General features: G+C 63.8%; 23 protein-coding genes. 8 read left to right on the forward strand and 15 right to left on the reverse strand.

Annotated features, from left to right (window positions below; translation table 11 throughout):
* Positions 1 to 97 precede the first annotated feature (97 nt).
* The 8 genes from H8A95_RS18540 to H8A95_RS18575 form a co-directional block, all read right to left on the reverse strand.
* Complete coding sequence (locus H8A95_RS18540) at positions 98 to 1198, reverse strand: hypothetical protein (protein WP_229184419.1); 1101 nt, start codon at positions 1196 to 1198, stop codon at positions 98 to 100.
* Between the two features lie 120 nt (positions 1199 to 1318).
* Entirely contained in the window at positions 1319 to 1912 is a 594-nt protein-coding gene (locus tag H8A95_RS18545) for a class I SAM-dependent methyltransferase (RefSeq protein WP_229184420.1), read from the reverse strand.
* A 3-nt stretch (positions 1913 to 1915) separates the two neighbouring features.
* Entirely contained in the window at positions 1916 to 4054 is a 2139-nt protein-coding gene (gene glyS, locus H8A95_RS18550; protein ID WP_229184421.1) for a glycine--tRNA ligase subunit beta, read from the reverse strand.
* Positions 4054 to 4989 (reverse strand): glycine--tRNA ligase subunit alpha, encoded by a 936-nt coding sequence (locus H8A95_RS18555; RefSeq protein WP_229184422.1) that lies wholly within the window; start codon positions 4987 to 4989, stop codon positions 4054 to 4056. The genes glyS and H8A95_RS18555 overlap by 1 nt, the downstream gene beginning before the upstream one ends.
* Positions 4990 to 5262: 273 nt before the next feature.
* Positions 5263 to 5454: a hypothetical protein gene (locus H8A95_RS18560; protein WP_021080015.1), complete on the reverse strand. Its 192-nt coding sequence runs from the start codon at positions 5452 to 5454 to the stop codon at positions 5263 to 5265.
* A gap of 116 nt (positions 5455 to 5570) precedes the next feature.
* The gene (locus H8A95_RS18565; protein ID WP_229184423.1) at positions 5571 to 6494 is read right to left on the reverse strand and encodes a S49 family peptidase; all 924 of its coding nucleotides are present in this window, start codon (positions 6492 to 6494) and stop codon (positions 5571 to 5573) included.
* Positions 6495 to 6739: 245 nt separating this feature from the next.
* A complete protein-coding gene (locus H8A95_RS18570) occupies positions 6740 to 7507 on the reverse strand; it encodes a tRNA1(Val) (adenine(37)-N6)-methyltransferase (protein ID WP_229184424.1) in 768 nt (255 codons plus the stop codon).
* A complete protein-coding gene (locus H8A95_RS18575) occupies positions 7500 to 7727 on the reverse strand; it encodes a putative signal transducing protein (RefSeq protein ID WP_095735930.1) in 228 nt (75 codons plus the stop codon). The genes H8A95_RS18570 and H8A95_RS18575 overlap by 8 nt, the downstream gene beginning before the upstream one ends.
* A gap of 135 nt (positions 7728 to 7862) precedes the next feature.
* On the opposite strand from H8A95_RS18575, the gene H8A95_RS18580 reads away from it, so the two are divergent.
* Entirely contained in the window at positions 7863 to 8873 is a 1011-nt protein-coding gene (locus H8A95_RS18580) for a polyprenyl synthetase family protein (protein WP_163160480.1), read from the forward strand.
* Between the two features lie 418 nt (positions 8874 to 9291).
* On the forward strand, positions 9292 to 10158 hold the full coding sequence (locus H8A95_RS18585) for an aldo/keto reductase (protein ID WP_229184441.1): 867 nt from the start codon (positions 9292 to 9294) through the stop codon (positions 10156 to 10158).
* Positions 10159 to 10202: 44 nt separating this feature from the next.
* Here the strand turns inward: H8A95_RS18585 and H8A95_RS18590 are convergent, their stop codons facing one another.
* Together H8A95_RS18590 and H8A95_RS18595 are read right to left on the reverse strand one after the other, a co-directional pair.
* On the reverse strand, positions 10203 to 11057 hold the full coding sequence (locus H8A95_RS18590; protein WP_229184425.1) for a transglutaminase-like domain-containing protein: 855 nt from the start codon (positions 11055 to 11057) through the stop codon (positions 10203 to 10205).
* A 41-nt stretch (positions 11058 to 11098) separates the two neighbouring features.
* Positions 11099 to 11938: an AraC family transcriptional regulator gene (locus H8A95_RS18595; protein WP_229184426.1), complete on the reverse strand. Its 840-nt coding sequence runs from the start codon at positions 11936 to 11938 to the stop codon at positions 11099 to 11101.
* Positions 11939 to 12175: 237 nt separating this feature from the next.
* On the opposite strand from H8A95_RS18595, the gene H8A95_RS18600 reads away from it, so the two are divergent.
* Genes H8A95_RS18600 through H8A95_RS18605 form a run of 3 tightly spaced genes read left to right on the forward strand, consistent with a single transcriptional unit; the run spans position 12176 to position 14809 of the window.
* A complete protein-coding gene (locus H8A95_RS18600) occupies positions 12176 to 13417 on the forward strand; it encodes an ABC transporter substrate-binding protein (protein ID WP_229184427.1) in 1242 nt (413 codons plus the stop codon).
* Between the two features lie 23 nt (positions 13418 to 13440).
* Positions 13441 to 13650 carry a pentapeptide repeat-containing protein gene (locus H8A95_RS44460; protein ID WP_420839425.1) on the forward strand — a complete coding sequence of 70 codons (210 nt, stop codon included), beginning with the start codon at positions 13441 to 13443 and terminating at the stop codon, positions 13648 to 13650.
* A gap of 55 nt (positions 13651 to 13705) precedes the next feature.
* The gene (locus tag H8A95_RS18605) at positions 13706 to 14809 is read left to right on the forward strand and encodes a mandelate racemase/muconate lactonizing enzyme family protein (protein ID WP_229184428.1); all 1104 of its coding nucleotides are present in this window, start codon (positions 13706 to 13708) and stop codon (positions 14807 to 14809) included.
* Between the two features lie 145 nt (positions 14810 to 14954).
* Here H8A95_RS18605 and H8A95_RS18610 read toward each other — a convergent pair whose 3' ends face one another.
* Positions 14955 to 15326, reverse strand: coding sequence for a hypothetical protein (locus H8A95_RS18610; RefSeq protein WP_229184429.1), 372 nt, complete (start codon positions 15324 to 15326; stop codon positions 14955 to 14957).
* 195 nt (positions 15327 to 15521) lie between these two features.
* Here H8A95_RS18610 and H8A95_RS18615 point away from each other — a divergent pair, with 195 nt between their 5' ends.
* Positions 15522 to 15746: a hypothetical protein gene (locus H8A95_RS18615; RefSeq protein WP_029079022.1), complete on the forward strand. Its 225-nt coding sequence runs from the start codon at positions 15522 to 15524 to the stop codon at positions 15744 to 15746.
* A gap of 90 nt (positions 15747 to 15836) precedes the next feature.
* Here the strand turns inward: H8A95_RS18615 and H8A95_RS18620 are convergent, their stop codons facing one another.
* The 3 genes from H8A95_RS18620 to H8A95_RS18630 all read right to left on the reverse strand — a co-directional run bounded on the left by H8A95_RS18620 (position 15837) and on the right by H8A95_RS18630 (position 17420).
* Positions 15837 to 15974, reverse strand: coding sequence for a hypothetical protein (locus tag H8A95_RS18620; protein ID WP_229184430.1), 138 nt, complete (start codon positions 15972 to 15974; stop codon positions 15837 to 15839).
* Positions 15975 to 16008: 34 nt separating this feature from the next.
* Positions 16009 to 16443: a cupin domain-containing protein gene (locus H8A95_RS18625; RefSeq protein ID WP_229184431.1), complete on the reverse strand. Its 435-nt coding sequence runs from the start codon at positions 16441 to 16443 to the stop codon at positions 16009 to 16011.
* Positions 16444 to 16763: 320 nt separating this feature from the next.
* On the reverse strand, positions 16764 to 17420 hold the full coding sequence (locus H8A95_RS18630; protein WP_229184432.1) for a glutathione S-transferase: 657 nt from the start codon (positions 17418 to 17420) through the stop codon (positions 16764 to 16766).
* A gap of 171 nt (positions 17421 to 17591) precedes the next feature.
* On the opposite strand from H8A95_RS18630, the gene H8A95_RS18635 reads away from it, so the two are divergent.
* A complete protein-coding gene (locus H8A95_RS18635; RefSeq protein WP_229184442.1) occupies positions 17592 to 18815 on the forward strand; it encodes a polyhydroxyalkanoate depolymerase in 1224 nt (407 codons plus the stop codon).
* A 189-nt stretch (positions 18816 to 19004) separates the two neighbouring features.
* Complete coding sequence (locus H8A95_RS18640) at positions 19005 to 19799, forward strand: substrate-binding domain-containing protein (protein WP_229184433.1); 795 nt, start codon at positions 19005 to 19007, stop codon at positions 19797 to 19799.
* 186 nt (positions 19800 to 19985) lie between these two features.
* Here H8A95_RS18640 and H8A95_RS18645 read toward each other — a convergent pair whose 3' ends face one another.
* Positions 19986 to 21722, reverse strand: coding sequence for a bifunctional protein-serine/threonine kinase/phosphatase (locus tag H8A95_RS18645; protein ID WP_229184434.1), 1737 nt, complete (start codon positions 21720 to 21722; stop codon positions 19986 to 19988).

The following is a 21722-nucleotide window of genomic DNA, read 5'->3' on the forward strand; positions in this document are numbered from 1 at the left end:
AGCGGATGTGCGCGCAGATCGACCGGACCAGAAAGCCCCGCCCGGCTTCCCCACCGGGCGGGGCTTTTCTGTCGATCAATCCGAATGTCTCTCGGACTTAGGATTTCAGGATCGAGAGCAGCGTCGAGGTCGACTTGTAGCTCTTGATCGCGGCGTCCTGGAAATCCTGCGTCCAGTTGGCCGCCTGGCGCTCCTCCGCACTCATCGAGGAATATTGCTTGAGGATGCCGAGACTGAACTGGCGCGGATCGCCGGCGGACTGGCTCTGCTTCAGCGCATCGAGCACGGCAAGGCGCGTCCGCGTGTTGAGCGCCTGCTTGGCCGCGAAGATCTCCTCGCCTGAAAACTTCTTGTCCTGGTTGAGCGAGATCGCCGACAGCGAGCGGTTGTCGAGCGTGGACAGGTCGGCGAGCTGTCCGGTCTTGCGGCGGGAGTCGTAGACCAGTTCCTTGCCGCTCTTCGCCGCGTCGCTCTTCTGCCGATCGAGGAAAGCGCGCACGTCGCTCGCCACGCTAGAGAAGTCGCGCGTGTTCCCAGTCGTGGGAGTCGTGGTTCCCGCCAGCGCCGCTGCAATCGGGTCGCCCGCAATTCCCGTCGGTGCCTTGTTCGGATCCTGCTGCGTCGCCTGAACTCCCTTCAGCACAGCGGCGCGCTGGCTCGCCCAGGTCGCGGTGGCCTTCTCCTCGTCGCTGGCGCCATCGAGAAAGTCGAGCGCCGCCTTGTAGCTGACGCTGTAGTCGCCGGTCAGGCGCGTGGTCGCAAGCGACGGCGCCAAGGCCTTGTCGAAGCGCTGCTTCAATTCGGTGGCTGCAACCGCCTGCTCGTCCAGCGTGAACTTGCCGCCATTATTGGTCGAGATCGCAAACAGCGAGCGGCGGTCCAGGGTCGAGAGATCGATCGTGGTCTTGCCGTCGACGATCGGCTTCTTCACCCCCGCGGCTGTGTAGAGCCGGTCGAGCGTTGTGCGCGCGTCACTGGTGACGGTCGCGAAATCCGGCAGCGGCGCCTTGGCGAGTTGTGCGCGGGCGGCGTCCGACAGCGTCAGGTTGGTGGCCGTGTTTGGCGTCGAGGACGCCGAAAGATCGCCTGCCGTGCCGTCGCCCGACAAGGTCGCCGCCAGTGAGGGCGTCGCCGCGGCCCGCGCATAGGCCGAACCATATTGGGCATAGGGATTGGGCGTGGTGCCGATCGAGGTCATCGGGGAGGTCCCTGCATTGGCGCGAGGGGCGATTTCTTAAGAAATCGTTGATCCGGCGCGACCTTCGCAGGGCATGGTTAACAAATTGCAAATTGTGTCTAAATATTTCCGAACGTGTAATCAGCCGCGCTGCCGGACCACGATGCGGTGGATGACCTTGCCGGACGAGGCGCTGACGACCTCCGCGTCGAGCAGCAATTCGGCGCCCGCCAGTTCGGCCCGCACCACTGCCGTATCGAACGCGGCATAGAGCCGGCCGTGCGAATCGCGCGCATCGTCGCCTGCGGTGACGCGCCAGCTCAGATAGAGCACGCCGCCCGGCTTCGCGAGTTCGAACATGCGGCGGACCGACAACGCGATCAGCGCGGGATCGAGATGCATGATCACGGTCTCGCACAGCACGTTGTCGAAGCTGCCGGAGGCGATGCCGCGGAGATCAGGCAGCTCGGCGCGCGCAAAGCGCAGCTTCGGGTAGCGAGAGCGAGCCTCCGCGAGCAGACCCTCGGAGGCGTCAAAGCCTTCGGCCGGAAAACCGTTGGCGTTCAGCCAGGCGACCTCGCGGCCGCTGCCGCAGCCGATATCGGCGGTCACACCACCCTTGATGAAGAATTGCCCGACGATCTCTTGCAGATCGCGAGGCGCCGGCTGCTCGTGCCAGTCCTGCGCAAACGCCGCCGCCTCCTTGTCGTAAGCGGCGAGCGTTGCGCGGTCCATCGATCAGCCTTCGATGCGGGAGAAATCCGCCACCGCACGCGTCGCGGCCCGGATCTCGTTGAGCAGTTTCAGGCGGTTTTCGCGCACCTTCGGGTCATCGTCGTTGACCTTGACCTTGTCGAAGAACGCATCGACCGCCGGACGCAGCTTCGCCATGGCACTCATCGCGGCGGCGAAATCTTCCTTGGCGACGGCGGCGGAGGCCTCCGCCTTCACCTGATCGATCGCCGCAGCCAGCGCCTTCTCTTCGTCGAGCTTGTAGAGCGCGGCATCAGGCGCGCCATCGAAGGTCCGCTTGTCCTTCTTCTCCTCGATGCTGAGGATGTTGCTGGCGCGCTTGGTGCCCGCAAGCAGGTTCTTGCCGTCGTCGCTGTCGAGGAACTTTCCAAGCGCCTCGACGCGGCGGACGACAAGCAGCAGATCGTCCTGGCCGCCGAGCGAGAACACCGCGTCGACGAGATCGTGCCGCGCACCCTGCTCGCGCAGCTGGACCTTCAGGCGGTCGGCGAAGAACGCGAGCAGATCGTTGACGATGGCAACGACCCTTCCCTCTACCTCTTTCAGAATGTCCGCGACTGGCCGCCCATCGCCCCGCATGAAGTGCAGCGCAAGCGACGCTTCCAGATCCGACGTCAACGGAGCACGGATATTGTGCTCCAGCAGAATCCTGATCACGCCCAATGCGGCACGGCGCAGCGCATAAGGGTCCTTCGACCCGGTCGGCTTCTCGTCGATGACCCAAAAGCCCACTAGCGTGTCGAGCTTATCCGCCAGCGCCACTGCGATGCTGACCGGATCGGTCGGCACACGGTCGGTCGGCCCTTGCGGCTTCCAGTGCTCCTCGCTCGCGGCGGCGACGGAGGCATCCTCGCCCTGCGCCAGCGCGTAATACTTGCCCATCAGGCCCTGCAGCTCGGGGAATTCGCCGACGACTTCGGTCAGCAGATCCGCCTTTGCGAGGCGCGCAGCGCGCTTGGTCTTCTCGACATCGGCGCCGACCAGCGGCGCGATCTCGGCGGCGAGCCGCTCGATGCGCTTGATGCGCTCCGCCTGGGTGCCGAGCTTCTCGTGGAACACGATCTGCTCGAACTTCGGCAGCCGGTCTTCCAGCCTGGTCTTGAGATCGGTCTCGTAGAAGAACTTCGCATCACTCAGCCGCGGGCGGATCACGCGCTCATTGCCGGCGACGATGGTCTTGCCGCCGTCGGGGGCCTCGATGTTGGCGGTCAGCACGAACTTGTTGGTCAGCTTGCCCGTCTTGGGATCCCTGACCACGAAGCACTTCTGGTTGTTGCGGATGGTGGCGCGGATCACCTCATCCGGGATGACCAGGAATTCCTTCTCGAACGATCCCATCATCACGACCGGCCATTCGACGAGGCCGGAGACCTCATCGACCAGCACCTGGTCCTCGACCAGCTCGAGGCCCTGCGCGAACGCCATCTCCTTGGCGTCCTCGAGGATGATGTCCTTGCGCGCCTGCGGATCGAGGATCACTTTCGCGGCCTTCAGCTTGGCCTCGTAATCCTCGAAGCGGCGCACCGAAATCGCACCCGGCGCCATGAAGCGATGGCCGTAGGTGGTCTGCCCGGCTTCGATGCCATCGACGGCAAATTTGACGACATCGGGCTCCTCGGTATCGAGACCGAAGGTAGCAATGATCGAATGCAGCGGCCGCACCCAGGTGAGCGCACCTGATTTGGCCGAACGCGCGCCCCAACGCATGGACTTCGGCCACGGGAAGGTGCGGACGATGACCGGCAGGATTTCGGCGATGACGTCGATCGCGGCGCGGCCGGGCTTCTCGATCAGCGCGATGTAGAAATCGCCCTTCGGATCTTTCTGGATCTTCGCTTCATCCAGCGAGTTGAGACCGGTCGCTTTCAGAAAGCCCTGCACCGCCGCATCGGGGGCACCGATCTTCGGGCCGCGACGTTCGGTCTTCAGGTCGGGCTGGCGCGCGGGAATGCCGTGCACGGTGAGCGCAAGGCGGCGCGGGGTCGCGAACGCCTTGGCGCCTTCATAGACGAGGCCCTCGGCAACCAGTCTGTCGGTCACCATGCGGCGCAGATCGTCCGCCGCCTTGGCCTGCATGCGCGCGGGGATTTCTTCGGAGAACAGTTCGAGGAGGAGTTCGGGCATCAGACGGCCCTGCCCGTTTCAGTGTGGATCCATGCCTCGCCGCAGGCCTTGGCCAGATCGCGCACCCGCCCGATATAGCTCTGCCGCTCCGTCACCGAGATGACGCCGCGGGCGTCGAGCAGGTTGAACACGTGGCTCGCCTTGATGCACTGGTCGTAGGCCGGCAAGGCCATCAGATGTTCCTTTTGATTGCTCCCCTCACGCCAGCCGGCGGCGAGATATTTGCGGCAGGCGTCCTCGGCCATCCTGAACTGCTCGAACAGCATCGCGGTGTCGGCGACTTCGAAATTGTGCCGCGAGTATTCCTGCTCGGCCTGCAGGAAGACGTCGCCATAGGTGACCTTCTCGGCACCCTCGCGGCCGTTGAAGTTGAGGTCGTAGACCCGGTCGACGCCCTGCACATACATCGCCAGCCGCTCGAGCCCGTAGGTGAGCTCGCCCGCGACCGGCGCGCATTCGACGCCGGCGACCTGCTGGAAGTAGGTGAACTGGCTGACTTCCATGCCGTCGCACCAGCATTCCCACCCCAGGCCCCAGGCGCCGAGTGTCGGGCTCTCCCAGTCGTCCTCGACGAAGCGGATGTCGTGGACGGCGGCGTCGATGCCGATCGCGGCCAGCGACTTCAGGTACAGCTCCTGAAGGTTCGGCGGCGACGGCTTCATGATCACCTGGAACTGGTAGTAGTGCTGCATCCGGTTGGGATTTTCGCCATAGCGGCCGTCCTTGGGCCGCCGCGAGGGCTGCACATAGGCCGCGTTCCAGGGCTTCGGGCCCAGCGCGCGCAGCGTGGTCGCGGGATGGAAGGTGCCGGCGCCCATTTCCATGTCGTAGGGCTGCAGGATGACGCAACCCTGCTCGGCCCAGAACCGTTGGAGAGCCAGGATGAAGCCCTGGAACGAACGTTCCGGGCGCATGTGGTCAGGCAGGGCGTCCATCGTTGGAATCGATCTCGCGAGGGGGTGTGAAAACGCGCGGGACCGTATCGGCGGCGGCCAATGGAATCAAGGCGATGGGGGATGTTTCTCTGTCACCTCGCCCCGCTTGCGGGGAGAGGTCGAAATCCGCGCTCCGCGCGGATTTCGGGTGAGGGGGACTCTCCGCGAACTCTCATCTTTCGAGTTTGCGGAAGCAGCCCCTCACCCCAGCCCTCTAAGAGCGAGCTTCGCTCGTCTCGACCCCGCAAGAGCGGGGCGAGGGAGATCATAGCGCTAGCCCGGGCGATAGGCGCCGGTCACGGGGTCGCGGCGCAGGGTCTTGATTTCGCTCGCACGCGAGGCCTCAGCCACGCGGGACAATCGCGCCTCTTCCAGTTCCTGGTTGATCCGGACGGCCGTCTTGTAAGCCCAGCGGACCACGGCCAGGCCACCCAGGACGCCTGCGAATGCAATCAGCGGCGGCATCGGTCGATCCTTGTCGTTCACGTCGGTCAGGCCCCCAATGACAGCCATTCTCGCGCAAGGCGGCCTGCGCCGCAATCGCCCTTTTGGGGCAAAATGGCGCGCTCAAATCCGCGTGTTCAGAGCCCGAATCTGGCCCAAATCGCCCGCGTTTCCACCGCCGAGATCAGATGGTCCGGGAGCCCGCCGATTCCATCCAGCGCCGCCATGGATCCCGCCCCCGGCGCCCGCCGGCCGAGCAGGCCGGACAGCATGCCGCTGGCAGGCGCGATCACCGGGGTCAGCACCTTCTCGCCATAGCGGGCCCGCAAGGTCGAGCGGAGGTCGCCGATGGCATCGGCGAGCCCGAGACCGATCGCGGTCTCGCCCGCCCAGTATTCGCCGGTGAACAATTCGTCGTCAGGCCCCTTCAGGCGGCTGCCGCGGCTCTGCTTCACCAGCGCAATGAAGATCGCATGGATCTCGCGCTGGATCGACTTCAGCCGGGCGACGTCGTCGGGGTTTTCGGGGAGGAACGGATCGAGCATCGCCTTGTGGCTGCCCGCCGTATAAAGCCGTCGCTCGACCCCGATCTTCTTGATCAGCCCCTCGAGACCGAAGCTGCCGCCGACCACGCCGATCGACCCCAGGATCGAGGACGGGTCGCAGTAGATCTCGTCGCCCGCGCAGGCGATCATGTAGCCGCCGGAAGCCGCGACGTCCTCGACGAACACCAGCACCGGCAGCTTCTTCTCGGCCGACAGTTGCCGGATACGCAAATAGATCTGGCGCGACTGCACCGGCGAGCCGCCCGGCGAATTGATCACCAGCGCCACCGCCTTGGCATTCCGCGTGCCAAAGGCGCGCTCCAGCATCTTGGCGACGCCCGAGAGCGTCATGCCGGGCCGCAGCGGCGTCACCGCACCGATCACGCCTGACAGCCGCACCACCGGCACGACGGCCGCGCCGCGCCTGTACCGCGCCGGAAGCACTCCCTGAACGCGCTCGAGCCATCCCGAACGTCCTCCAGAATGTCCCTGGCGATCACTTGTTTGTTCACTCATGCCGTTACCTCGAATTAACCACTTTTTATCACGCCAGTGTCATTGGATTTCGTGGAACGCGTTTTGCATTTTGTCATTGGGGTTGCAACGCGCGGGCGGAGAGGGAGCCATGAAGATCTACCTGCTGATTTTGCTGATCGGTACACTTCTGACCGCGATCCACTTCACATCCAGGCCTGAACGCCAGTCGGAAACGGCCCCGCAGTGATTTAGTGCCAGTACGACGCGGGCAGAATCCCTGCCCGTCAGCGCCGCGCCAGCGGCAATTCCCCTTTCCCAGCCAAGATCTCCTGCACCCATTTATTGGGCACACCTGACTCTTCATTGAGCAGCAGCGCGGCATGCAGCCGCGTCGGCGCCCTGCCGCCCTTGGTGGCCCGCACCAGGATTCGGATCGCCGGCGACGCCGCCTCGCCGTGAACCGGCAGGATTTCGAGACTGCCAAAGCCGCGCTCCAGCGCGGCCAGCACGTCGGCAATCCCGTCGGCCCGCCAGATCATCGCAAGCTGCCCGTTCGACTTGAGAATCCGCCGCGCCGCATGAACCCAGGCGGCAAGCGTGGTCGCCGTCGCGACATGGGCACGCTCCCGCACGCCGTCCGGCGAGGCGCGGTGCCGGGTGGAATCGTTGAACGGCGGGTTCATCAGCACGACGTCGGCACTATCAGGCGTGAGGCCGACCGCGGCAAAGGCCGTCGCGTCCGCTTCGACATCGAGGATGACCACCTCGGCCTTGATCGCATTGGCAGCGGCATTATTCCGGGCGAGCTCGGCCAATCCAGGGTCGATCTCGACCAAGACGAGGTCGATCCCCCACACCCGCCGCGCCACAGAAAGCCCGGCCGCGCCGACGCCGGAGCCGAGATCGACGACGCGCTCACCTGATCGAGCCGGCGTCGCCGCGGCCAGCAGGATCGCGTCGTGCCCGGCGCGGTGGCCGCTGCGGGGCTGCCGCAGCTGCAATTGCCCACCGAGGAATCCGTCCTCGGTGATCTCTGCAGCGAGATTAGTCATCTGCCCGCAATTCGTGGCCGAGGCCGGCATCGGTCAGGAGCTGGCGGGCCTCATGGTTGTCGTCCTCATGCACCAGGATCCGCCGCGGCAGCACGCCGAGCGAGCCCTCGATGATGCTCATGTTCTGGTCCAGCACCAAATGATGGATGTTAGCGCTGTCGAGCAGCGCGCCGACGGCCGAGACCAGCACCATGTCGTTGGTCCGTACCAATTCCCGCAAAATCCACTCTCCTGTCGCCCCGGCTGTGCGGCCAATGCATCACATGTCAACAACTTCGAGGCCTTGCCGCTGCACCGCGCAGTTTCTATTGTTATAGCTGAGCATAGTGCGAATTCGGCAAAATTGGAGACCAGCGTGGCGGTTATTGTACCCTTCGAAAGCCCGTCCAATGCTTCGATCGACGGGCTGGTGGGACTTGTCGCCGCCGACATGGAGCGCGTCAACGCGACCATCCTTTCGCGGACCGGCTCCGAGGTCACCATGATCCCCGAGGTCGCCAACCATTTGATCTCCTCCGGCGGCAAGCGGCTGCGCCCGATGCTGACGCTCGCGATGGCCCAGCTCGCCGACTACACAGGCGACGGCCATATCAAGCTCGCCGCCGCGGTCGAATTCATGCACACCGCGACCCTGCTGCATGACGACGTGGTCGACGAGAGCGAATTGCGCCGCGGCAAATTGTCCGCGCGGATGCTGTGGGGCAACGAGGCCAGCGTGCTGGTCGGCGACTTCCTGCTCGGCCAGGCCTTCCGCATGATGGTCGAGGTCGGCTCGCTGCGCGCGCTCGATATTCTCTCGGCCGCCGCGGCCACCATCGCCGAGGGCGAGGTGATGCAGCTTGCCGCCGCCAAGAACACCGCGACCACCGAGGACGAATATCTCGCCGTGATCCGCGGCAAGACCGCCGAGCTGTTCGCCGCCGCCTGCGAGGTCGGCCCCGTGATCGCCAACCGGCCCAAGGCCGAGCAGACCGCCTGCCGCTCGGTCGGCATGAATCTCGGCATCGCCTTCCAGCTCGTCGACGACGTGCTCGACTATGGCGGCAAGTCCGCCAAGCTCGGCAAGAATGTCGGCGACGATTTCCGCGAGGGCAAGATCACGCTTCCCGTGGTGCTCGCCTTCCGCCGCGGCAACGACACCGAGCGCCAGTTCTGGATCCGCGCACTGGAGCGCGGCGAGATCGGATCGGCCGATCTCGATCACGCGATCGGGCTGATGACCAAGCACCGCGCGCTGGAAGACACCATCAGCCGCGCCCAGCACTACGGCGCAATGGCCGTCGACGCGCTGGCGCTGTTCCCGTCGTCACCAATGAAGACGGCGCTGGAACAGGTCGTCGCGTTCTGCCTCGCGCGCTCGCACTAAGCTCGCCACATCAACGGTGTCGTCCCTGCGAAAGCAGGGACCCATACTCCGCAGCGAGTGTGGTGAACGTCACTCGTCGCTCCGGATTCGCGCAGCAATAGTCATTGGTGGTTATGGGTCCCCTGCTTTCGCAGGGACGACACTGAGTTCGTTGCGTTGCGCCGGGCAACTCGGATGTAACGCCAGCGCGCGCGTCCGTTCCATAGGAGCGCGCGCAGGCAATTTTGCAATTTCAGCCAGTGTAGATGCAGCTTTCGCGGCCGTAAATGCCGTCCGAAGCTCACCGGTTATGCTTGTCTCTCGCTTGACGATCAAAGTCGCTCGCAAGAGTTTACGCACCGAGACTGGCACTTCCGAAGGGGACCGGAAGTGGACCTGTCCTGAGAATGCAGAGCGTGTCCGTTGCAGTTTCGATACGATGGGGTTGTCGGTGGAACAGTCTCACTACAAAGGCGCAGCGCTTGCCGGAACAATTCGCCTTGGCGACTTGACGGTTAACCGATTGGGCTTCGGCGCAATGCGGCTATGCGGCGATTTAGCTTGGGGAAGACCGAGGAATCGAGAGCATGCCTATCGGGTTCTGCATCGAGCGGTCGAGCTTGGCGTGAATTTTATCGACACCGCGGATAGTTACGGCCCTGAAGCAAACGAGCTGTTGATTTCGCAGGCGCTGTATCCCTACCCGCCGGGTTTGGTCATAGCCACGAAGGGTGGCTTGGTGCGACCAGGCCGCCGATCGTGGGTCGAAGACGGTCGTCCCGACCATTTGCGGCGCGCGATTGAAGGCAGCTTACAACGCCTGCGGCTGGAGCGCATCGATCTGTATCAATTCCATGCGCCTGACCCCAATGTGCCATTCAGTGAGTCGGTTGAAGCACTGGCTGACTTGAGGCGCCTGGGCAAAATACGCCATATAGGCATTTCGAACGTCACTGTTGCGCAGCTCGAAGTGGCGCGCTCCATCACGCCAATCGTGTCGGTCCAGAACCCGTACAATCTGCGAAACCGAACCAGCGAAGACGTACTCGCCGCGTGCGAGCGTCTAGGAATTGCTTTTCTGCCCTGGTATCCCCTGGGTGGCAAACGCGGTCTCAAGGCACTCAAGATAAAGGAAGTTGCCTCGCGTCGCGGTCTCACACATGCAGCCCTATCCCTTGCGTGGCTCCTCGCCAAGTCACCCGTCATGCTGCCAATCCCCGGCACTCGATCCATCGACCACCTGGAGGATAATGTGCACGCGGCCGCCCTCAAGCTTGCGCCGGAAGACTTCGACGATTTGGGATGAAGGTGCGGTTCACCGCACAACATCGATCACGATGAGCATGCACCCTAAAGCTCCTGCACGCAGTCGAGCAGGGCGTTGAACACCGCTCCTGGAACACCCACCCGCTCATCACGATAGAGCGAACCGAGTTCATCGACGTGAGCATCGGGCTCGCGGCTGACGATTGCCAGCCGATCGAAAAAGGCGAGATCCAGTTCGCTGTCTTGCAGGCGCATGGCGCCCCAAACGTCCCACGGCAGCATCTCACGATTATTCAGGGCGGCGATATCGCGGACGAGATTGCCTGCAATGAACCAAAGCCCGTGCATATCGAGGATGCCGAAGGCGCTCGGATCACGGCTGCCATTGCGGCAGAGCGACCAGGCATCGCCTGCGACCATGAACTGATCTCGCGGGACGTCCGCCGCGTCGAACCCGATCCCGAAGAGTTCACGCTGGCGACTGTCGATCTGGGAATCGAACAATACCCAATGTTTGTCTGCTTCGTTCCAGTATTCCGTCACCCAATGATCGAGATATTTTCCAGCTTCGAAATAGGCGCCGAACCCGCAGCGGGCACGTGCCGGAATGCCCTGCGAGCGCAACATCGCCACGTGGAGAAGCGTGAAGTGCCTGCAGACACCGACCTGCCGCGCGTTGACCGCCCGCGCCACGGAAAGCGGCCGCTCGTCGCGCAATACGATTTCATCCAACATCCCCTCGACGGCGCGAACCTGCGATTGAGCCTGCCGGTCGCCGCTGAGCATGACCCCATAGGCCGGGGCGATGTGCTGATGGATCAGCAGGCCCTGCACAGTCGCCGCAAGTGCACCGGGACCGCGCGGCAGGTCCGCAAATAAAGCGGCGTGACGCCCCGGATCGCTCATGGCAATCGGCTTCGCATAACCATCGATGTTCATCTGAAGAGCCTCCAGCAAGCCTTCCCGCGATCGCGGCCGCCCTACTCCTTCACGGGCACCCAGATCTCCAGCCCGCCGACGCCGGTCGACGCGTCGAACTTCTCGTCGTAGCGTTCGAAGTTCGGCGCGTCCGCGACCTTCATGCCGGATTGCGGCAGCCACCTGTTCCAGATCGTGTTGACGGTGCGGCGGATGGTCGAGATGTGGTCGGCATGGGTGAACACCACGTATTTCTGCGCCGGAATCCGGACCCGCGCGAACTCGCGCGGCAGGTCGGAGAAATCGGCGACCTCGACGCCTGCGATGTAGTCGAAATTGCCGGCGTCGTCGCCGTTGCAGCAGACGCCATAGGCGCCATTGCCGACCTGACGCGGAATATGGACGCATTGCTGGTGGAAGCCGTGCCACTGGTTCGGAATGCCGGCCGTGCTGTCATTGGCGTGGTTGTAGCGCTCGCCGACGCCGGCGACGAGAAACGCCTTGCCGGACGCAATGCGCGGCGGATCGAGATGATCGAGAGCGGTCGAGATCATGGTGATCGGCTCCTGGAGCTTGAGCGTCGTCAGGCACGTCGTCGCGCGCACCGTCTCCGGCGTGACGCCGAAATGGTCGCGAAACGCGCGGGTGAATGCTTCGTGGGAGCCGTAATCGGCATCCAGCGCAAGGCTGAGAATATCGGGCGCACCGGCCGCGAGCTCACGCGCGGCCTCGCTGAGGCGGCGCGCCCGCACGTAGCGCATCACCGAAAAGCCGGTCGCCTCCGCGAACGCCCGCACCAGATGGAAGCGCGAGACCCCGGCAACGACGGCGATATCGTCGAGCGTCAGCGACGCGCGGAGGTGGCTTTCGATGTACCAGAGCGCCTTCTGGGCTGGATTCATGGACGACGGCTTTCCTGCAAGGCTCCGGCATCATGCATGGGTGCCGCGCACGGTATTTGACAGTCCTTGCTGCGCAGCGGCGAAACCGTGGTTCCGCTCAGCGAAATTTTAGCCCCAAGCCGTTGCTGGCAACAATGTTGCAATCGTGCATACTCGCAGCTGCATCGATCCGACGGCTCACCAAGCTGCCCGAAAATCAAGACTGCACGAGCCGCGGCCAGCATGTCAGGGAGGACAATGATGCACCACCAACGCCTGAGCTATGCCAACTGCGTCATATCAGCGGCGCTTGCGGGGCTTTTGACGATCGCCCTCGCCGGCGCCGCCAACGCCCAGAAGAAATACGATCCGGGCGCGACCGACACCGAGATCAAGGTCGGCAACATCATGCCCTATTCCGGCCCGGCATCCGCCTACGCCACGATCGGCAAGACCGAAGCGGCTTATTTCAACAAGCTCAACAGCGAGGGCGGCATCAACGGCCGCAAGGTCAACTTCGTCTCCTACGACGACGGCTACTCACCGCCGAAGATGGTCGAGCAGGCCCGCAAGCTGGTCGAGAGCGACGAGGTGCTGTTGATTTTCAATCCGCTGGGCACGCCGGGCAACACCGCGATCCAGAAATACATGAACTCCAAGAAGGTGCCGCAGCTGTTCGTCTCCACCGGCGCCGCAAAGTGGAACGATCCGAAGAATTTTCCTTGGACCATGGGCTGGCAGCCGAGCTACCAGGTCGAGGCGCGCATCTATGCCAAATACATCCTGCAGAAATATCCCGGCAAGACCATCGGCGTGCTCTACCAGAACGACGATTTCGGCAAGGACTACCTGATCGGACTGCATGACGGGCTCGGCGATGCGGCCAAGAAACTGATCGTCGTCGAATCCTCCTACGAGACCACGTCGCCGACGGTGGATTCGCAGATCGTGCAGATCAAGGGCGCCAACCCCGACATCTTCGTCAACATCGCGACGCCGAAATTCGCGGCGCAGGCGATCAAGAAGGCCGCTGAGCTCGATTGGCATCCGGTCCAGTTCCTGACCAACGTCTCGGTCTCGATCGGCGGCGTGATGAAGCCGGCCGGCTATGAGGCGAGCCAGGACATCCTGTCGACCCAGTATCTGAAGGATCCCGCGGATCACGAGTGGAAGAACGATCCAGCCATGAACGAGTGGCGCGCGTTCATGACCAAGTGGTATCCCGAAGGCGACCAGAACGACGCCTCGACCGTGTTCGGTTACGGCGTCGCCAAGGGGCTGGAGCAGGTGTTGCGGCAATGCGGCGACAACCTCACCCGCGAGAACCTGATGAAGCAGGCGGCCAGCCTCAGCTTCGAGATCGGCATCTATCTGCCGGGGACGAAGATCAAGACCGGGCCGGACGACTATGCGCCGATCGAGCAATTGCAGATGATGCGTTTCAAGGGCGAGAGCTGGGAACGGTTCGGCCCCATCATGAGCGGCGAGAAGAGCAGCTAGGGCTTTCCTCTTTGGGCTTCATGATGCCCGGCCCTGCGCCGGGCATTCACGTCTTCGACACGATTCACGCGCAAGATTCTTACAAGCAAGACTTGTCACAAGCAGACTTGTCACAAGCAGACTTGTCACAAGCAGACTTGTCACAAGCAGACTTGTCACAAGCAGACTTGGAGCAGCCGGAACCCAGGCGAGCCGAAGCGAAGCTGCACGCAAGCTCGCCGCACTTGGGCTAGAGTATCCGGCAATCAAGCGCTCGCGGCCCATCCTGCGATCGGAAGGACAACAACAATGAAAATCACCGACGTCCGCGCCCACCACATCCGCATTCCTTATGACGCAGGCCCGGCGAGCTTCCGCCAGGGCGCATCCGCGATCTCGGCGCTCGACATGGTGCTGGTCGAGGTGTCGACCGATGCCGGCCTGACCGGCTGGGGCGATACCTTCGCCTATGTCTGTCCGAAGACGAGTTGCACGGCGGTGGCCGAGATGATCGCGCCGCAGGCCCGCGGCCTCGAGGTGCCCGACGCCGCCCAGATCCCCGCCGTAATGGAGCAGATCCAGCGCAATTTGCATCTGTTCGGCCGCTACGGCATCACGATGTTTGCGATCTCCGCACTCGACATCGCGCTGTGGGATCTCGCCGGCAAGGTGAAGGGCGTGCCGCTGCATCAATTGATCGGCGGCGCCAAGCGCAGCGCGATCCCGGCCTATGCGAGCCTGATGCGGATCGGCAATCCCGGCCATATCGCCACCGAATGCAAGAAGGCGATCAAGCTCGGCTACGCTGCGATCAAGCTGCACGAGACCACCGTACCAGCAGTTGCCGCCGCGCGCGAGGCGATCGGCCCCGGCGTGCCGCTGATGGTCGACATGAACTGCCCGCTGGATGGACCGGCCGCAATTCAGTTCGCCCGCGACTGCAAGCAGGTCGCACCGATGTTCCTGGAGGAGCCGGTCTGGCCGCCGGAGGATTTTGCAACGCTCGCGGAGGTGCGGAGAGAGGGCCGGCTCGATATCGCGGCCGGCGAGAACGCCTGCACCGTGCATCAATTCCGCCAGATGATGACCGCAGGCGCGGTCAGTCACGCGCAGCCGTCGGTGATCAAGGTCGGCGGCGTCACCGAATTCCTGCGCGTGGCGGTGCTCGCCGACGAGTTCGGCGTCCAGGTGATTCCGCACTCGCCGTATTTCGGGCCGGGCTTCCTCGCCACCCTGCATCTGATGGCGATCCGCGACGAAGGCCTGATCGAAATGTTCTTCATGAAGCGCCCCGCCTGCCTGTGGGGCGACCGCATCGCGGTCGACGCCCGTGGCCATGTCGCCGTGCCCCAGGGCCCGGGGCTCGGCTACGAGCCGGATCGCGACGTGATCGAGAAATATCGGGTGGCGTAGAGAGCCCTGCTTTCTCCGTCGTCATTGCGAGCCACCCGGTCGGCGCGAAGCGCCGCCGGATGACAGGCTCCGCGAAGCAATCCATCGATCCGCACATGGGGATAGATGGATTGCTTCGTCGCTTCGCTCCTCGCAATGACGATCTCTACTTCGTCCCGTCCTTCGCAGCCGGCGTCGCATCCTTCGCCGCGGGCGCATCGGCCTTCTTCTTCAGATCCTCGGTCAGCTTGAGCTGCGCCGCCTGCAAATCGGTGACGAGCTTCTGCAAGCCCGCAATTGCGCTCTGCAAGCTCGCGATCTGCCGGTTGGCGGCGTCGAGCCTCTGCTGATGATCCGTCGTGAGCTTGCTGATCGTCTTCTGCAGGAAGTCGACGTTGCTCTGCAGACAGCTCGTGCGTCGCTCCATCGTCTTCTCGACGGTGCAGATCTCGATGCCGGGAACGTCCTGCGCATGCGCGGTTCCGACGAAGCCGAGTGCAAGCGGCACGAGCAAGGCAACAACGAAACGCGCGATCATCGACATCCCCAATCACATGCGTCATTCACAGTTTTGTGCTCGCGACGCTGAAAGCCAGGCAGACATACCACACTGAAACCGCATTCGAGCGGTGTGCTTGACCCATTACCGGGACTACTCGTGGGGACGGGGGCCTTCGGAACTAGTTTGGTTCGACCCCTTTTGGCTCGACCTTGGGCAGTGGAGACAGATCGTATGGCTACGCGCGAAAAACGGCTGGCGCAATTCGACGGCAATGGCGAACCTTCGCCGGAACAACGCGTGGAAGTGCTTTGTGAGGATCACAGCGGAACGTATCAACTGCCGTTCGCCTGCCGATTCATCGACGGCCAGTGGCGCAACGACACGACCGGCGGCGCGCTGGAGGTCAACGTCATCGCCTGGCGCATGCCGCGCGTGAAGCAGGCGGGCATGGCCTGACGCGCGCATTGGCGCGCGCTGTTTCAAAACGCGACGCGCACGCGAGGCGTTTTAAGATTTGGAACGCGGGTGGAACGAACCGCGTCCGAATCACTGATCGAGCAATGTACTCCGTTGTTCACGGCTAGATGTGGCCATCAAACCGAAGCGGCGCACCACATACAGAAGCATGACAATCGGCCGCAGCCAGCGGCCGACAACATAGGTTAATTCCTCCGCAGACGACATTTGCGATCCCTCCTTCTCCGATCCTCCTTGGCGATCACTTCCACGGTGTGATCGGCGGCACGGTCTCGGTCGCAGGCGGCACATCCACGGTCTTGAAATCGGCGGGGCTGACGATCTCGAGGTATTCCATGTCCTTCGAGTAATCGAACAGATAGTGGGTGATGCCGGGCCGCTGATGGATCACGTCGCCGGCCTCGACCAGCGTCTCTTTGTCCTCGTACATGAAGCGCGCCCAGCCCTTGGTCATGATGACGATCTGAAAATCGCACAGATGCTTGTGCCAGCCGGTGCCCTCTTCCGGCGGCAGGTCGGGATTGGCCTTGACCAGATGGCAGATCACCTGCCCGCCGGTGGCATCGGCGATGCCGAGATCGCGATACAGGAAGAAGTCGCGCAGACCTCCGCCCTTGAACTCGGTGTCACCGGGTTTGACGTGGGAGAATTTGCTGACGGCGGCGTGCTGGTTCATTTCAAGCCTCCACGGTTCTCGTGTTCGCGAGATCGCGGCGCCGGCTCAGCGTCCAAATTTTCGGCAGCGTCGCATCGTCGCGGTCACAGCTCGATTGTTGCTATGCGAAATCCTTGCCAGCCCGGTTGTGCTGCGGCGATCGGTCCCGCCACGCACCGCCGTCGCAGCGGAAGCACTTGGAGCAAAGCCTGAATTTGCGTTCGGTGCGTGCTGCGCCCGATCGCCGCGCGCAGCCGGTACCCGACGCCGACGGCACGTCCATTGAGCAAGGCCTGCCCGGAGCTTGGGCCGTCGGCGCCGGCAGGCCCGGCGCACGCTGCCTAATATTCGACCTCGAGCTCCTCGACGTCGGCAGGCTCGGCCTTCGCGGCCTCGATCCATTCCTGCATCTCGGGCATCGCCATGATGGTGCTGGCATATGCCGCAAGGACAGGATCGAGCTTGACGTCATAGGTCATGAAACGGGTCACGACCGGCGCATACATCGCGTCCGCCATGGTGCGGCGTTCACCGAACAGGAACGGGCCGCCGGACTTGCCGAGGCAATCGCGCCAGATGGCGCAGACGCGGTCAATGTCGGCCTGCGCCCGCGACCAGATCTTGAAGCCGGGGAAATGCCCCTTGAGGTTGACCGGCAGCGAGGACCGCAGTGTGGTGAAGCCGGAGTGGATTTCGCCCGAGATCGAGCGGCAATGCGCGCGCAGGATCCGGTCCTCCGGCAGCAGCCCGGCATGCGGCATGATCTCATTGAGATACTCGCCGATCGCCAAGGTATCCCAGACCGTCGCGCCCTCGTGGCGTAGACAGGGCACCAGGATTGACGAGGACAGCAGCAGCAGCTCGGCCCGCGCCGAGGGGTCATCGGGCGCCGTGACCACCTCCTCGAACTCCAGCCCGGCGAATTTCGCCAGCAGCCAGCCGCGCAGCGACCAGGACGAATAATTCTTGCTGCTGATGGTGAGTGTCGCTTTCGCCATATCGGTCCCTCACGCCTGAACGCGCCCTCGCCCCGGATGCTGCGACGGTCCAACCGCCGCGGCCCCGGGAGCCGTTCGTTTTTGCAGCAAGCGACGTGCCAATTTGCCGGGCAGCCGGCCCACCTCTGGCCTCGATATTGCTTGGCAGACCGGGCCACCGGGTGGATGCGTATGATGTCAATGCTGTACCAGGCCTATCAGAACCATATGGACCTCACGGCGCCGTGGCGGACCGGCGCCGCGGCGGCGTTGCGCTATCTCAATCTGGTGCCGCGGGGCGCCTCCGACCGGACGTTCGGCCGGCTCGCCGCCGCGCTCGAGCTGATCTCCCGCTCCAGCCTGAGCTACGCCCGCCCCGACTACGCCATCGGCACCGTGACCGTCGGCAACAGGGAATTGGCGGTCGCCGAGGAGGTCGCCTATGCGACGCCGTTCGGTTCGCTGCTGCATTTCAGGAAGGTGGACGGACCGGAGCAACCGCGGCTGCTGCTGGTGGCGCCGATGTCCGGTCATTTTGCCACGCTGCTGCGCGGCACGGTCAAGACACTGCTGCAGGACCACGACGTCTACATCACGGATTGGCACAATCCGCGCGACATCCCGCGCAGCAAGGGCCGCTTCGGGCTCGAGGACTACACCGACCATCTGATCGACTTCCTCGGCCAGCTCGGCCCGCGCGCGCATATGGTGGCGATCTGCCAGCCTTCCGTCTCGGCGCTGGCGGCGGCTGCGATCATGTCGGAAGACGATCATCCGGCGCGGCCGGCGTCGCTGACCCTGATGGCCGGTCCGATCGACACAAGGATCCAGCCGACCAAGGTGAACGAATTCGCCAAGAGCAAGCCGATCAAGTGGTTCGAGGACAATCTGATCAACTACGTGCCGATGCAGTGCAAGGGCGCGTTGCGTCAGGTCTATCCCGGCTTCGTGCAGCTCACGGCGTTCGTGTCGATGAATCTCGAGCGTCACATCAAGCAGCACATCGACCTCGCCGACCATCTCGCCAAGGGCGAGACCGACAAGGCCGAATTGATCAAGACCTTCTATGACGAATATTTCGCGGTCATGGATCTGCCGGCGGAGTTCTATATCGAGACCGTGCGCGACGTGTTCCAGGAGCATCTGCTGCCGCAGGGCATGCTGATGCATCGCGGCCGTGCGGTGAACCCGGCGGCGATCCGGCGCATGGGACTGATGACGGTGGAAGGCGAGAAGGACGACATCTGCTCGATCGGCCAGACCCTCGCCGCCCAGGACCTCTGCACCGGCGTCCGCACCTATCGCAAGGTGCACCATATGCAGGCCGGTGTCGGCCACTACGGCGTGTTCTCCGGCAAGCGCTGGAACAACGAGATCTATCCGCTGCTGCGCGATTTCGTGCATGTGAATTCGTGAGGGCGCGACTCTCTCCCCGTCATTGCGAGGAGCGAAGCGACGAAGCAATCCATCGTTCCGCACACGTGGAGCGATAGATTGCGCTTCGCTCGCAATGACGACGCCGCAGCCCTAGCCACACATCCCCTCGCGCAGTAGTCTCGCGGCCCACGACGACCCCTTCCCAAGAATCGTCCAGGGAGAAACTCCATGCGCGCCTCGACCGCCTTACGTGCCCTTACGCTCGCCTTCGTCGGCGCCCTCGCGTTCACGTCAGCCGCGTCCGCCGCCGAAGTCCATGTCATGATCTCGGGCGGGCTGACTGCGGCCTACAAGGCGCTGGTGCCGGAATTCGAGCGCAAGACCGGGCACAAGGTGGTGACGGCCTTCGGGCCGTCGATGGGCACCACCACCAACGCCATTCCGGTGCGGCTGGCGCGCGGCGAACCGGCCGACGTGCTGATCATGGTCGGCTATGCGCTCGGCGACCTGATCAAGCAGGGCAAGGTGGCGGCCGACAGCCGCGTCGACCTCGTGAAGTCGCCGATCGGGATCGCGGTCAAATCAGGCGCACTGAGGCCGGACATCAGCTCGGCCGACAGCGTCAAGCAGGCGCTGCTGGCGGCAAAGTCGGTCGCCTACTCCGACAGCGCCAGCGGCGTCTATGTCTCGACCGAGATGTTCCAGAAGCTAGGGATCGCCGACCAGATGAAGGACAAGGCGCGGAAGATTCCGGCGACCCCGGTCGGCGAGATCGTCGCCAAGGGCGAGGCCGAGATCGGCCTGCAACAGATCTCCGAGCTGAAGCCGGTCAGCGGCATCGACATCGTCGGTCCGCTGCCGGAGCCGTTGCAGAAAATCACGGTGTTCTCCGCCGGCATCGCGTCTGTTTCAAAAGAGCCCGACGCCGGCAAGGCGCTGATCAGCTTCCTCGCCTCACCGGACGCACGCGACGCGCTGGTCAAGAGCGGCCTCGATCCGATTGCGGCGGGGGCCACGCATTAGCGAGGTATCGCCGGCTCATCGCCGCCCTTTCCCCGCCATCCCCGCGCAAAGGCTTCGCCTTTGTCGCTGGAGGTGCGAGCGCAGCGAGCCTCGAAGGATGAATCGGCCACCAGCGGGGCCGTGCATCCTTCGAGACGCCGCTTCGCGGCTCCTCAGGATGACGGGATTAGTGACGGAGTCGAACCCCTACCGCAAATGATGCGCACCGTAGGCCAGCAGCAGCACCACGACCAGCGCCAGCAGCAGCGTGGTCGACTTCCAGAACAGCACCGGGTTGCGCTCGATCAGCGGGGTCGATGACGTCGTCAGATATTTTGCGTTGGGATTGCGCAGGTCGAACAAAAACTCCGAAAAGCTCTCGTAACGCTTGAGCGGATTGATGTGCACGGCGCGCTCCAGCGCGCCATCGACCCAAACCGGGACGTCGCGGCCGCCATGTGCAGCCGGACGGTAGACCAGCCGGTTGAAATCGGATCGTGTTCGCGCACGCGCGATCCGTGCGCCGTAGGGCAAGCGGCCGGTCAGCATCTGATAGGTGACGACGCCGAGCGAGAACAGGTCGGAGCGCGCGGTGCCGCCCTCGCCGAGGAAATACTCCGGCGCGGTGTATTGCTGGGTGCCCAGAATGTCCTCGACGCCCACAGGTACCGCCTCGGCGACACCCGAGATTCGCGTCGAGCCGAAATCGATGATCTTCACCGTGCCGGTGCTGTCGATCATGATATTGTCGGGCCTGACGTCCTGGTGCAGCATCTCCTTGCGGTGGAACGCACGCAGGCCCTTCGCGATCTGCTCGGTGATGTCGCGCACCGTCTCCAGCGCCGGCGCCGGATTGTCCGTCATCCACTGCGTCAGGGTCTGACCGTCGACATATTCCATCGTGACGTAGAGGAAGTTGCGCTTGCGCTGCGGGAGAAACGGCTTCAGCACATGCGGGCTGTCGATTCTTCTAGCGACCCACTCCTCCATCACGAAGCGCTTCAGGTAGGCCGGATCGTCGCGCAGGTCGATCGAGGGGATTTTGATCGTGACCGTGGTGCCGCTCTCTTCGTCGACCGCCAGATAGATGTGGCTGCGGTGCGAGGCGTGCAGCTCGCGCACGATGCGATAGCCGTCGAACAGCATCCGTGCATCGAGCAGCGGCGGCAACGGCAGCTCGGTGGGCTGGCCGAACACCTCGCTGGCGTCGCCGTCGGGCAATTCGTCGATCCGGATGATCTGCGCGGTGAGATTGTCCGGGCTGCCGTTTTCATAGGCCTGTTCGACGATCGATTTCGCAGCAGCATCGAGGTCGGCAGCGCCGTCCCTGATCGTCTTCGCCAGCTGCCGCGCCGGAACGTGCTCGTAGACGCCGTCGGTCACCAGCAGGAAGGTGTCGCCGCGCTCGAGTGGAAGGTTCTGATAGTCGATCTCGAGCTGCGGGTTCACGCCGAGCGCGCGGCCGAGATAACTCTGCTGCGACGAGATCACGACGCGGTGGTCGTTGGTCAGTTGCTCGAGGCTGCTGCCGGCGACACGGTAGATCCTGCTGTCTCCGACATGGAACAGATGCGCCGTGGTCGAACGGATCACCAGCGCGCTGAGCGTACAGACGTAGCCCTTGTCCTTGTCGTAGGGATTCTGGCTGCGCCGCGTTTGCGCGTGCAGCCAGGAATTGGTCGCCTCCAGCACCCGCTGCGCCGAGGTCTTCACCGACCAGGATTCCGAGGTGCAGTAATAGTCGGTCAGGAAGCTCTTGACCGCGGACTCCGCGGCGACGCGGCTGACGCTGCTCGAGGAGATGCCGTCGGCGAGCACCACGGCGATGCCTTTCAAGCCGAGCAGCGGCTCGTCGGGGATCAAGACGCCGTGGAAATCCTGATTGGTGTCCTTGCGGCCCTGATCAGTGAATTGCCCGACCGATATTGTCAGCGCGCGCGGCAT

This window comes from Bradyrhizobium oropedii (assembly GCF_020889685.1).
Classification (GTDB): domain Bacteria; phylum Pseudomonadota; class Alphaproteobacteria; order Rhizobiales; family Xanthobacteraceae; genus Bradyrhizobium; species Bradyrhizobium oropedii.